Source organism: Streptomyces sp. NPDC093586 (assembly GCF_044764905.1).
Classification (GTDB): Bacteria; Actinomycetota; Actinomycetes; order Streptomycetales; family Streptomycetaceae; genus Streptomyces.
Window position 1 is genome coordinate 238,896 of record NZ_JBIWJA010000004.1, and the last position, 12,216, is coordinate 251,111.

Annotated in this window: 10 protein-coding genes, 1 tRNA gene and 1 pseudogene; 6 read left to right on the forward strand and 6 right to left on the reverse strand. The window is 73.0% G+C overall.

The window, feature by feature from the left end; genetic code table 11:
- Window positions 1-38: 38 nt before the first annotated feature.
- Window positions 39-677 (forward strand): hypothetical protein, encoded by a 639-nt coding sequence (locus ACIRFH_RS06885; RefSeq protein WP_403517613.1) that lies wholly within the window; start codon window positions 39-41, stop codon window positions 675-677.
- Between the two features lie 255 nt (window positions 678-932).
- Here ACIRFH_RS06885 and ACIRFH_RS06890 read toward each other — a convergent pair whose 3' ends face one another.
- The 3 genes and pseudogenes from ACIRFH_RS06890 to ACIRFH_RS06900 all read right to left on the reverse strand — a co-directional run bounded on the left by ACIRFH_RS06890 (window position 933) and on the right by ACIRFH_RS06900 (window position 3,716).
- The gene (locus tag ACIRFH_RS06890) at window positions 933-1,922 is read right to left on the reverse strand and encodes a DUF5926 family protein (RefSeq protein ID WP_403517615.1); all 990 of its coding nucleotides are present in this window, start codon (window positions 1,920-1,922) and stop codon (window positions 933-935) included.
- A 201-nt stretch (window positions 1,923-2,123) separates the two neighbouring features.
- Window positions 2,124-2,763 (reverse strand): annotated as a pseudogene (locus ACIRFH_RS06895) (ATP-binding protein).
- Window positions 2,764-2,888: 125 nt separating this feature from the next.
- Entirely contained in the window at window positions 2,889-3,716 is an 828-nt protein-coding gene (locus tag ACIRFH_RS06900; RefSeq protein ID WP_403517617.1) for a glycerophosphodiester phosphodiesterase, read from the reverse strand.
- A gap of 276 nt (window positions 3,717-3,992) precedes the next feature.
- Here ACIRFH_RS06900 and ACIRFH_RS06905 point away from each other — a divergent pair, with 276 nt between their 5' ends.
- The gene (locus ACIRFH_RS06905) at window positions 3,993-5,438 is read left to right on the forward strand and encodes a S1C family serine protease (protein ID WP_403517619.1); all 1,446 of its coding nucleotides are present in this window, start codon (window positions 3,993-3,995) and stop codon (window positions 5,436-5,438) included.
- 117 nt (window positions 5,439-5,555) lie between these two features.
- Here the strand turns inward: ACIRFH_RS06905 and ACIRFH_RS06910 are convergent, their stop codons facing one another.
- On the reverse strand, window positions 5,556-6,845 hold the full coding sequence (locus tag ACIRFH_RS06910) for a hypothetical protein (protein WP_403517621.1): 1,290 nt from the start codon (window positions 6,843-6,845) through the stop codon (window positions 5,556-5,558).
- Between the two features lie 457 nt (window positions 6,846-7,302).
- Between ACIRFH_RS06910 and ACIRFH_RS06915 the strand changes: the two genes are divergently transcribed.
- Window positions 7,303-7,390: transfer RNA gene (locus ACIRFH_RS06915), tRNA-Ser, on the forward strand.
- A 243-nt stretch (window positions 7,391-7,633) separates the two neighbouring features.
- On the opposite strand, the gene ACIRFH_RS06920 is transcribed toward ACIRFH_RS06915, so the two are convergent.
- Together ACIRFH_RS06920 and ACIRFH_RS06925 are read right to left on the reverse strand one after the other, a co-directional pair.
- The gene (locus ACIRFH_RS06920) at window positions 7,634-7,798 is read right to left on the reverse strand and encodes a hypothetical protein (RefSeq protein WP_403517623.1); all 165 of its coding nucleotides are present in this window, start codon (window positions 7,796-7,798) and stop codon (window positions 7,634-7,636) included.
- Window positions 7,799-7,948: 150 nt separating this feature from the next.
- Window positions 7,949-8,815, reverse strand: a complete 867-nt coding sequence (locus ACIRFH_RS06925; RefSeq protein WP_403517625.1) for a bifunctional DNA primase/polymerase — start codon at window positions 8,813-8,815, stop codon at window positions 7,949-7,951.
- A gap of 373 nt (window positions 8,816-9,188) precedes the next feature.
- On the opposite strand from ACIRFH_RS06925, the gene ACIRFH_RS06930 reads away from it, so the two are divergent.
- From ACIRFH_RS06930 to ACIRFH_RS06940, 3 genes are all read left to right on the forward strand, one after another.
- Window positions 9,189-9,512, forward strand: coding sequence for a hypothetical protein (locus tag ACIRFH_RS06930; protein ID WP_403517627.1), 324 nt, complete (start codon window positions 9,189-9,191; stop codon window positions 9,510-9,512).
- 288 nt (window positions 9,513-9,800) lie between these two features.
- The gene (locus tag ACIRFH_RS06935) at window positions 9,801-10,361 is read left to right on the forward strand and encodes a SigE family RNA polymerase sigma factor (protein WP_403517629.1); all 561 of its coding nucleotides are present in this window, start codon (window positions 9,801-9,803) and stop codon (window positions 10,359-10,361) included.
- A 128-nt stretch (window positions 10,362-10,489) separates the two neighbouring features.
- Window positions 10,490-12,166 (forward strand): long-chain fatty acid--CoA ligase, encoded by a 1,677-nt coding sequence (locus ACIRFH_RS06940; protein WP_403517631.1) that lies wholly within the window; start codon window positions 10,490-10,492, stop codon window positions 12,164-12,166.
- The last annotated feature ends 50 nt before the right edge of the window (window positions 12,167-12,216 follow it).

The window sequence follows — 12,216 nt, forward strand, 5'->3', positions numbered from 1 at the left end:
GGAAGTCGGCGCCCGCCGGGGTCGTTATCGTCCGTTCCATGCCGCTTCATGCTGGGGAGCACCGTGCCGCGAGGCCGCACGGCGTGGGGACGCGCCGCCGCCCGGCCGGCCGGTTCCGTCTGTACGGCCTCGCCGGCGTCGTGGTGTGCGCGGTCGTGCTGCCCTTCGCCGTGGCGTCCGCGGGGCCCGTGCCCGACGAGGGGAAGGACGGCCTGCCCCCGGGTGTCCGCCCGCTGCCGCGGAGCGGCGACGGCAAGGCGCCCGGGCGGTCCGGCGGCGACACCGCGCCGTCCAGCGGGGCGGCCCCCACCGCACTGCCGCTCGGCCTGGCCACCGCCGTGCGCTGCGGCCCCGAACTCACCTCCCCCGAGGGAGTCGAGGCGCAGACCTGTGTGCTGACGCAGGGGACCGGGACCTGGGCGCGCACCTCCTACCGCAACGCGACCGGCGGGCCGCTGGAAGCCGTGCTGAGCCTCCTGGGGCCCGGCGGCCGCAGCGTGCGGACGCGCTGCGCGGTGGGCGCCGACGACGCGCCGGGCCTGTGCGAGACACCCCGCGAGCGGCTGCGGGGCGAGCCGGCCGCGTACACGGCGGTCGCGGAGTTCACGGGCCGGTCCGGACACGGGCCCCTGTTGCTGCGCGCCGACGGCAACTCTCCTGTGGGTTCCGCCCGTTGACGGGACGGCAGTGGCCGTGTGCGCGTCGGGGGCATGGAAAGGCCCGGTTGCTGGCGACGGGGGATGCACCAGCAACCGGGCTATGGGAACGGTAACAAGAGATCGGCGGTTAGCAAATTCGATCTCCTGTTTTCCGGTCACCGACTGGCGTGTCGTTTCCGGGAGTTGTGACTGGAGTCACCCATTCCGTGTCCGGTGTTCCGGCTGACCGGTCGGTCAGCCGGGCCGGGCACCGAGGTCGTTCGCCGTCGCGGCTCAGCTGAGGGTGACCTGCCGGTTGGTCAGGCCGCCGCGCGCTCGGCGCTCGTCGTGCGTGAGCGGCGCGTCCGTGGCCAGCGCCTCGGCGAGACGCTCGGCGAACTCGGCCGCCGGCTTCTCCACGTCCTCGGCGGTGACTCCGCTCGGCAGGTCCCAGACCGGGACGGTGAGCCCGTGAGCACGGAAGGAACCCACGAGCCGGGTGCCCTCGCCGAGGTTCGACCGGCCCGCCGCGTGCAGCCGGGCCAGAGCGTCCAGAAGCCGCTCCTCCTCGTGCGGCATGACCCACCGCAGGTGGTTCTTCTCCGGCGTCTCGCACCAGTAGGCGGCGTCCACGCCCTGGAGCCGGACGGTCGGGATGGCCGCGGCGTTGGCCCGCTCCAGGGAGGCGGCCACCTCCGGGGTGGCGTTCTCCGCGTCCGGGACCCAGAACTCGAAGCCCTCGTGCACCACCGGCTCGAAGGCTCCGTCGGGTGCGAGCAGGTCCTGCAGCCGAGGACCGTCGGCCGGCGCGCGACGCCCCTGCACGGGCGTGCCCGGGGGGGCGGTCAGGGCGCGCTGGAGGGTGTCCGCGAGGTCGCGGCTGATGTCGCCCGACGCCGTGTCGTTCTGCAGGCCGAGCAGCACCGAGCCGTCGTCGCGGCGCAGGGCGGGCCAGGCCATCGGCAGCACCGTGGCCAGCGTGACCGACGGAACGCCCTCGGGCAGGCCGTCCTTCAGCGTCAGCTCGGCCGTGGCCGCCGGTACCAGCTCGCGCAGCGCCACCCAGTCGCACTCGCCGGGCAGCCCTTCGAACGGGCGCTGCACCAGCGCGGTCGTGGCCTGCGCGGCGGCCCGGCCGTGGCAGGCCTTGTAGCGACGGCCGCTGCCGCAGGGGCAGGGCTCGCGGGCGCCGACGACCGGGAAGTCTCCATCGGCGCCTGCGGCGCGGGCTCCGCCGGTGGGCTGGGGCCGCTTGGCCTTCGTCTGGGGTCGCTTCTTGGCCATCGTGGGTGTCTCCCGGTTACGGCTCTACTCGTACGGGCGCGAGCCTAGCCGCTCGCGACCCGGCCGACGGGACCTGTGGACAACGAGCCGCGTGTGGACGGCTCCCCGGGCGCGCCGCGCGGGGAGCGTTCCCCGCGGGAGCGGGCCACGCGCACCGCGCGGGCCGTGCGCCGCCCGGCCCGCGCACGACCGGGCCGGTGGTCAGCCCAGGTCGTCGAACGCGTCCGCGAAGTCCAGTCCGGGGATCTCCGACACCGCCGGGGCCGCGACCCGCGTGGCGAAGTCGTCGCGCCGGTGACCCGCGTCCGGATCGTGCACGTCGTCGTGGACGACGACCCAGACCGTGACCTCTCCGCACGCCCCGTCCCGCACGCCCCAGTCGTCGGCGAGCGCGGTGATGATGTTCAGCCCCCGGCCGCCGTGCGCGGTGACCGACGGGGTCGCCGGGGCCGGACGGGTCGGACCGCCGCCGTCCGTGACCTCCACGATGAGCCGGCCCGCCGCGTCCACCTGCCACGCGGCGCGGACGTCACCGTCCCCGGCCAGGGCGCCGCCCAGCGGACGGCCGTGCTTGCACGCGTTGCTGAGAAGTTCGGAAAGGACCAGTACGGCGTCGTCGATGACCGATTCCGCCACACCACCGCTGCGCAACTGCTCCCGCATCCGGTGTCGTGCTGTCCCCACGCCCGCAGGGCCATGGGGCACGGCCATGCTCGACGACGTGGGCACCTCCTGTGCCACCACCAACGCCACCCCCGAGACCTCCTTCGCCCCCACGCCACGGAGTGGATGCCCTTCTGGCCTGGACCGGAAACCGGCCCGTCACCGCCCGGTGACGCATTCGCCACGGCCGGACACGCACCGAACGCGCCGGAGCACTCCCCGTAACCAGGTGGCTGGATCCCGTCGGCGCGGCCGGGCGGAGAACGGGGCGGGCGGGCCGCCGGGCCGGGGCCTCCGGACCGATCAGCGGCCGAGGTGCTCCAGGACCGCGCGTGGCCGGTTGGTGATGATCGCGTCGACACCCAGGCCGACGCAGAGATCCACGTCGGAGGTCTCGTTCACGGTCCACACGTGCACCTGGCGGCCGGCCGCCTTCAGCCGCTCGACGTAGGCGGGGTGGTTGCGCGCGATACGGAGCGACGGGCCCGCGATCCCGACACCGGCCGGCAGCCGTCCGTCGCGCAGCCGGGGCGAGACGAACTGCATCAGGTAGACCGTCGGCAGCGTCGGCGACGCCGCCCGTACCCGGTGCAGCGAGCGGGCCGAGAAGCTCATCACGCGCACCGGCGACTCGGCGGCCGAGGCGGGCGCGTCGAGACCGAACCGCTTCAGGAGCAGCAGCAGCCGCTCCTCCACCTGACCCGCCCAGCGCGTGGGGTGCTTGGTCTCGATGGCCAGCTCCACCCGCCGCCCCGCGTCCGACACCAGCTCCAGCAGCCGCTCCAGGGTGAGGACGGAGGTCTCCTCCCGGTCCTCGGGCCGGTGCTCCCATTCGGGCTGCTCGTCGCGCGTGCGCCAGAATTCCCGGGTCCTGCGGGCGCCGAAGTCCAGGGCCGCCAGGTCGGCGAGCTCCAGCGCCGAGACCGCGCCGCGACCGTTGGACGTACGGTCGACGCGCCAGTCGTGGACACAGACGAGGTGACCGTCGGCGGTCAGGCGCACATCGCACTCCAGGGCGTCCGCCCCGTCCTCGATCGCCTTCCGGTACGCGGCCAGGGTGTGCTCGGGGGCCTCCTCCGAGGCCCCGCGGTGGGCGACGACCTGAATCGGGTGCTGTCGTACGTGGGTCACCGCGTCATGGTGCCACCGCGCGCGGGTGGACGTGCCCTCGGAGCCGTCGGCCCCGTACCCGTTTAGTCTTGGATGACCTGTACAAGGGACGCCCGCGGGTCCACAGCATCCGCTTATGGTGCTCTGACGGCTCGTGGGAAAAGCTGATGGCCTACACAAACGCATGCGTCACCACACGCGCAGCCGCGTCGCGCCGGGCCGTGGAGCGGCACGCGTGAGCGTGACCGAGCGCGACCAGCGCGCCCGAGCGGCAGTCGTGGATCGAGGAGAGAAGCTGTGAGCACCGAGAACGAGGGCACCGCGGTGCCCCCGGCCCCGTCCGCACCTCCCGTGCCGGTGGCATCTCCCGCAGCATCCGAGTCGGCCCCGCCGCCCCACCCGGACCAGCCGCCGTCCCAGCAGCCCACGGGCGCGGAACCGCACGGCGGTTTCCGGTCACCCCCGGCCTCCGCACACGCCTCCCACCAGTCCGGCCCCCAGGGCCCGTCGTCCCCCGACGCCTCCTGGCCGCCGCCCCCGCCGCCGACCGGTCCGTCCTACGGCGGAGGCGGCGACGGCTCCGGTGGCGGCTGGGGCGCCTCGTACCAGCAGCCGGCACCGAAGTCCGGCCGTGGCGGTCTGGTCGCCGCGCTCCTGGTCGCCGCTCTGGTCGCGGGCGGTCTGGGCGGCGGGATCGGCTACACCCTGGCCAAGAACAACGACGAGTCCGGCTCCACGACGGTCTCCGCCTCGGACACCGGCGGTTCCGTCAAGCGCGACGCGGGCACGGTCGCGGGCGTGGCCGCCAAGGCGCTCCCCAGTACGGTCACCATCCAGGCCGAGGGCAGCAACGGCGAGGGCGGCACCGGCACCGGGTTCGTCTTCGACAAGCAGGGCCACATCGTCACCAACAACCACGTGGTGGCGGAGGCGGTCGACGGCGGCCGGCTCAGCGCGACCTTCCCCGACGGCAAGAAGTACGACGCCCAGGTGGTCGGCCACGCCCAGGGCTACGACGTGGCGGTCATCAAGCTCGAGAACGCCCCGTCGGACCTGAAGCCGCTGCCCCTCGGCGACTCGGACAAGGTGGCCGTGGGCGACTCGACGATCGCCATCGGCGCCCCCTTCGGGCTGTCCAACACGGTGACCACGGGCATCATCAGTGCCAAGAACCGCCCCGTGGCCTCCAGCGACGGCGGCGCGAGCAGCAAGGCGTCCTACATGAGCGCCCTGCAGACCGACGCCTCGATCAACCCGGGCAACTCCGGTGGCCCGCTGCTGGACGCGCAGGGCAACGTCATCGGGATCAACTCCGCGATCCAGTCCACGAGCGGCGGCGGCTTCGGCGGCGCCGGCCAGGCGGGCTCGATCGGCCTGGGCTTCGCCATCCCCATCAACCAGGCGGAGTTCGTCGCCAAGCAGCTGATCAGGACCGGCAAGCCGGTGTACGCGAAGATCGGCGCCTCCGTCTCGCTGGAGGAGACGACGAACGGCGCGAAGATCACCGAGCAGGGCGTCAGCGGCGCCGAGCCGGTCGAGCCGGGCGGTCCTGCCGCCGCCGCGGGCCTCAAGCCGGGCGACGTCATCACCAAGCTCGACGACATGGTGATCGACAGCGGCCCGACCCTGATCGGCGAGATCTGGACCCACAAGCCCGGCGACAAGGTCACGGTCACCTACGAGCGCGGCGGCAAGCAGCACACGGCCGAACTCACCCTCGGCTCCAAGACCGGCGACGACTGACCCGCGCGCGTGTGCCGGCCCGGCAACGGCCGGCGCGGAGACGGAGGCCGGTGCGCTGTCCCGCGGACGGCCGTGGCGCGAAGCGCGGGCGACCGTCCGCGTGCGGTCGCGCGCGGGTCAGGAGCGCTCGCGGACGGCCGACGGGTTCAGGCAGAGCGCGATGTTCCGGACCGCGGCGGTGAGTTCCTCGATCACCCGGGCGGCCTGTTCCGCGTTGTGGAAGGCCGGGCGCTCGGTCAGGGACAGGCCCAGCTCCTCCGCCGCCCGGAGCGCCTTCCCGGCGTCCTCGACCGGGGAGGCCGCGGCGGGCGCGGGCACCTCGGCGGCGGTGGCGGACGCGGACGTCTCGGCCGGGGAGGGGGGCGCGGGCACGGTGGCCCGGCCCGGCCCGGCGGGGTCCGCCGTCGGCGCGGCGGAAGCCGCGGGTGCCGTCTGGCGCACCGGCTCGGAGGAGGCCGGTACGGGCGGGCCGGCCGGCACCGCACCGGTCTCCGGTTCTCCGCGGTACCCGTCGAACGGGGGGTGGAACGTGCCGGAGCCGCCCACCGCGCGGGCGCGTTCCTCCTCGGTCGGCCGCGTCTGGGTGAACTGCTGGGCGTGCGGGCTCTGGGAGCCCTGCTGGGCGTGCTGGGCCAGGTCCGGCGCGTGCCGGGTCCGGGGCACCACGAAGTGCTCGAAGCCCGGGAAGGCCGGGGTGGCGGAGCGGGAGGCGGAAGAGCGCGGGTTGTACTCGGCCTGCCACTGCATGCGGTAGCAGTCGACCTGATCGGCACAGGCGGCGCGGGCGTGGAAGACCGCGGTGTTCTCCTCCAGGTCCGGGTACCAGAGGTTCGGGCCCGGGAAGCGCACGGTGCGCCCCCGGGGCCTGATCGGCTCGGCGCACCCCATGCAGCAGCCCTCCGGCACGATGAGCGGGATGCCGCCGCTGTTCTCGGGCCAGCGGGGACCGCCCTCCCAGCGGTACTCCCCGTGGTGGCAGGGCGGCAGCTCGCCGCAGGCGCGGCAGACCGCGTAGTGCTCCGGGAGGACCTGCCAGTCGTGGCTGGCGGGAGCGCACCAGTGCTTGGGCGTGGACCGGGGCAGGTTCTCGTTGCGCAGGACCAGGATCACCGGACGCTTGTAGAACTCGGAGCGCTCCGGCGCCGGCTTGACCGCCTGGTTGTTGGCCCGCCGCAGTTCGTTGGCGTGCCACCACAGCTCCACGTGGTCGCGCCACGCCTTCTCGTAGGATTCCGGCCACCGGTCACCCGCGTAGGCGTTGATCTCCAGGATCCGCCACGCCTGCCGGTCGAGTACCACGATGGAGCCGGCCCGCAGTCGCAGATGTGTTCCGTTATCACCCTCGTCCGGCCAGTCGTGCCGGCCGATACGGGTGGGCTGGTCTGGGAGCCACCTGCGAACCTGCATGTCACGCTCCTCGGCAAAGAAACTTCATAGTTTCAACTGGGGCAGTGAGTAACATTCTGAACAATTTGGGCGTCCGCTTCGGTGTAGACACGCGCACGCTGTTGACCGATGGCGACCGGAAACGCTTTCGCACCGCCGCTTCCTTTCGGAAACACCCCCGCGACCGGGCATTTTCGCCGCCACGGCCTTCCCGGGGCCCGCCCCTGCCGAGCACCGGGGCGGCGAGCTCATACCCGGTCGTCCGCTCCCGACGCTCACCCGTACGTGTGGTGATGCTCCGATTGCCGTCACCCCGTACGTGTGCATCCCCTCGCCCGCCCGTCACCGACCGCCGCGCACCCGCGCGTTCGGTCGACGACGGGAACGGTGCCGACGGGATCCGTGCGCGGACCACACCTCCACCGGACGACCCGGGGCCGGTAGTCTGTACCCGCTCCGCCCTCGAGGGGCGGCACGAGGTGGGTTGCCCGAGCGGCCTAAGGGAACGGTCTTGAAAACCGTCGTGGCGCAAGTCACCGTGGGTTCAAATCCCACACCCACCGCCAGCAGGTCAGAAGGGGTGCGGCTCTCCGGAGCGGCACCCCTTCCGCGTCACCTCGCCTCACCCGGCCCGCCGTTTTCCCACCTGTGACCAGCGCGTGCGGCCAACCTGCGGCCAGGTTTCCCAGCCCTCGTGCTCCGCCGGCCCCTGCTCGGTCAGAGTGTTCGTCCTGGCCTCTTCTCCATCCGGCACCTTGTCGTGATGACGCTGGAGCACGGCGACGCTCCGCCCTGCTCGGCGGGCAGTCTCAGCGGGGTTCGCCCTTGTGCGTCGCCGTCAGCTGCTCCGCACGGCGGGCGTCCGCGAGCGTCTTGGTCGCGAACTTCTCCTGATGCCCGGCACCGTCGACCTGCCGGCGAAGTGGAAGGGAGGCGACCTTGCTCGGGTGCTCGCGGATGCTCCAGTGACGCACGTTGTGGCTGTGCAGTGACCGTTCCGTACGTGCGGGTCCGGGCGCGGGCCGGCTCGGACCCCGTGGTGATGGCGCCGGACCGCGGCCTCGGCACCAAGAACGCGCCCGAGGCGCCGTGGGTGTCCGCCTCGCTCCGGGGTGGTCCGGTGGTCAGGGGTGGTGGCCCGTCATGCGCGCCGCCGAGGCGATGGTCGCCCGGGCCTCGCGTTCGGTCAGGCCGGTCTCCCGGGCCGCCGCGGCCAAGGAGTCCACGAGAGCGGCGCCGATGCCGTCCTCGTAGGCGCGGCAGGCCGCCCAGAACAGGCGGGTGTTGCGCTGGCCCTCGTGCGCGGCGAGGACGAACTGGACGAGTCCCCGGCCGTGCGCGCCGGTCGTGGCGGGGACGTGCCGGTGTGCGCGGGGCGGCGGGACCAGGAGGCGCAGCAGCGCGGGCGGGCAGGCGGCGGGGACGAGGTGGGCGGTGCCGGGGGCGGCGGCGTACACGCCGTGCCGGGTGCGGGAGCCGGGGCCGACGAGGTAGCCGCCGGCGCCGCGGATGTCGATGCCGGGGGCGAGGCGGCCCGCAGAGTTGGGGACGACGACGTCGGGCGGGCCGGTCAGCCAGAGGTGGCGGCCGCCGCTCGGGGTCAGGACGACCACCGTGGGCGGGATCGTGAACAGGTGGCGCAGGGCCAGTTCGCGCAGGGCGGCCGTGGAGTCCGTGTCCCCTTTCGTGTCCAGGTCGACGCCGATGAGGTGGTGCGGCGGCAGCCCGCAGGCGATGCCGTAGCCGATGGCCCGGGGCGCCGCGGCGAAGAGCGCGCGGACGCGGGCCGGGTCGGTGGTGGCGTCGTGGACGCCGTGGCCGAAGCGGCCGCATTCGCCGTGGCAGCGGGAGGGTGCCGGGTCGTCGCGGTGGGGGGAGCGCAGGGCCGGGAGTTTCGTCCGGGACAGGGGGATGACCGCCAGTCCGCGTTCGGCGGCGGACAGGGCGTGGGCGAGGGCCAGTGTCGTGGCCTGCCGGTCGGTGGTGGCCATGACTCCATGCTCGTACGTAAGTTCGAAAAAAGGAAGGGTGTCCGCGTATGGCGCGCCGGTGATGGCGCGGCGGATGGGGAAAGTGGCGGAACGCTTCATCTCTTGTGGCACTTGAGATGGGGCTGTCTGTACTGCCCGGAGTGCGGTGCAAGGGAGAGCAAAAGGGTTTATCGACTTGTCCTCACGCTTGAGGGGGAATCGGGGGCCGCGGGGTGGTTCGCCGGGGGGCGGTGGGCAACTCTGATCTTGCGACGTCGTGCACAACGCCGGGGCGGTCGGCCAACTGCCTTGGTGAGCAAGCTGATTCGTAAGTGCAGATACTTCTCGCGTTGTCGGCAGGAAGCCGGTGCGCACCTTGTTCTGGAGGAACAACATGGCAAGCATCCGTACCGCCCGCGTCATCGCCGCCGTCGCCGCCCTCCCGCTGGCCGCCGCCCTCTTCGGCGGCGTCGCGACGGCGGACAACGGTGCTGTCGCGGACGACGGATCGAGTGCATCCTCCGCGGAGGCCTTCGCGGGCATCGTCGGCAGCGGAGTCGGCGATGACAACAACGGCAACTCGTCCACCACGCAGCAGCAGGCGGTCGGCTCGGGCGCCTCGAACCAGAGCAACACCGCGCAGGTCGACGGCTCCGCGTTCACGGCCGTCAACCAGGGCAACGAGAACGTGGCCGTCACCTTCCCCCCACTGTGGTGAGCTGAGGGACCGGTGCGGGCGCTCCGGCGTCGGCCCCGGTCTCCGTACGGGTGTGCTTCATGGGGTCGTACGACGTCCGGGCGGCGGTGCTCCGGTGCCGCCGCCCAGGCGTTCGTCCCTGCCCGGTTCCGCGGGAGCCGGGGACCCTCAGGGTGAACCCGCAGGGCCCCCGTCCCCTCCTCCACCCAGAGGAGGTGCGGCCGGCCCCACCCCTACAACCTGAGGCGGACTCCGCTTCGGGACCTGCGGCCGATCCGCCGCGCCCCCCTCCACTCATAGCGTTGAGCCATGACCGCACCTGTCTGCACCAGCGCTTCGAACGCCGCCACAGCAGTGGCGCAGACCGCCTTCCCGTACCCGTCTTTCTCGTCGTACGTGAAGGCCCGCCGGCCGGTGCTGCTGCGTACCGCCCGGTCGCTGACCGCGAACCCGAGCGACGCGGAGGACCTGCTGCAGACCGCGCTCACCAAGACGTACGTGGCCTGGGAGCGCATCGAGGACCACCGTGCCCTGGACGGCTACGTGCGCCGGGCGCTGGTGAACACGCGGACGTCGCAGTGGCGCAAGCGCAAGGTCGACGAGTTCACGTGCGACGAGATGCCCGAGCCGGAGTGCGAGCCCGGCGGGGACGACCCGGCGGAGCGGCAGGCGCTGCGCGACGCGATGTGGCGGGCGGTCATGAAGCTGCCGGCCCGGCAGCGGGCGATGGTCGTCCTCAGGTACTACGAGGACCTCAGCGAGGCCCGGACGGCCGAAGTCCTCGGAGTTTCCGTGGGTACCGTGAAGTCGGCGGTGTCCCGCGCGCTCGGCAAGCTCCGCGAGGACCCTGAACTGGGGATTGCCCGGTGACGGGCGGTTCTGTGGCGATGCGGCGGACGGATCCGCGGGGCGCCGCGCACTGATCGATCGTCCGGGAGTAGTGACATACCGAGCGGTATGTGCGCAGAATCAGCGCAACCCTTACCGCCGCGTAGGCAATGTCGCCCCGGGAGGACACCGTGCTGAGCACGATGCAGGACGTACCGCTGCTGATATCGAGGATCCTCACCCACGGGTCGACGATCCACGGCAGTTCCCAGGTGACCACCTGGACCGGTGAGGACGAGCCGCACCGGCGCTCCTTCGCCGAGATCGGCGCCCGCGCCGCCCAGCTGGCGCACGCCCTGCGCGAGGACCTCGGGGTCCGGGGCGACGAGCGGGTCGCGACCCTCGCCTGGAACAACGCCGAGCACGTCGAGGCCTACTTCGCGGTCCCCTCCATGGGCGCGATCCTCCACACCCTCAATCTCCGCCTCCCGGCCGAGCAACTGGCCTGGATCGTGAACCACGCCGCCGACCGGGTCGTGATCGCCAACGGTTCGCTGCTGCCGCTGCTCGGCCCGCTGCTGCCGCACCTGAAGACGGTCGAGCACGTCGTCGTCACCGGTCCGGGCGACCGCTCCGCGCTGGCCGGGGCGTCCGTCCAGGTGCACGAGTACGAGGACCTGATCGCCGGGAAGCCGGTCACGTACGACTGGCCCGAGCTGGACGAGCGGACCGCCGCCGCCATGTGCTACACCTCCGGCACCACCGGCGACCCCAAGGGCGTGGTCTACAGCCACCGCTCCATCTACCTGCACTCCATGCAGGTCAACATGGCGCAGTCGATGGGCCTGACCGACCAGGACACCACGCTGGTCGTGGTCCCCCAGTTCCACGTCAACGCCTGGGGACTGCCGCACGCCACCTTCATGACCGGCGTCAACATGCTGATGCCGGACCGCTTCCTGCAGCCCGCGCCGCTCGCCGCGATGATCGAGGGCGAACGGCCGTCGCACGCCGCCGCCGTCCCCACCATCTGGCAGGGCCTGCTCGCCGAGCTGACCGAGCGGCCCCGGGACGTCTCCTCGCTCACCCAGGTCACCATCGGCGGCTCAGCGTGCCCGCCGTCCCTGATGGAGGCGTTCGACAAGCTCGGCATGCGGGTCTGCCACGCCTGGGGCATGACGGAGACCTCGCCGCTCGGCACGGTCGCCCGGCCGCCGGCCCACGCGGCCGGCACGCCGGAGGAGTTCGCGTACCGCCTCACCCAGGGACGCTTCCCGGCCGGTGTCGAGGCCCGCCTCACCGGACCCGGCGGCGAACGCCTGCCCTGGGACGGCGAGTCCGCCGGCGAGCTGGAGGTCCGCGGCAACTGGATCGCCGGCGCCTACTACAACGGCCCCGGGGCCGAACCGCTCCGCCCCGCCGACAAGTTCAGCGAGGACGGCTGGCTGAAGACGGGCGACGTCGGCACCATCTCCCCCGACGGCTTCCTCACCCTCACCGACCGCGCCAAGGACGTCATCAAGTCCGGCGGCGAGTGGATCTCCTCCGTCGGGCTGGAGAACGCCCTGATGTCCCACCCGGACGTCGCCGAGGCCGCGGTGGTCGCCGTCCCCGACGACAAGTGGGGCGAGCGGCCGCTGGCCACCGTCGTCCTCAAGGAGGGCGCGAGCGTCGGCTTCGAGGAGCTGCGCGCCTTCCTCGCCGAGGAGGGCAAGATCGCCAAGTGGCAGCTCCCGGAGCGCTGGACGGTCGTCGAGGCGGTGCCGAAGACGAGCGTCGGCAAGTTCGACAAGAAGGTGCTGCGCAGGCGGTACGCCGAGGGCGGGCTGGACGTCACCCGGCTCTGACGTCCGGGCACGGAGGCCGGAGACACGGAGGCCGGGCGGCACCCGCCGCC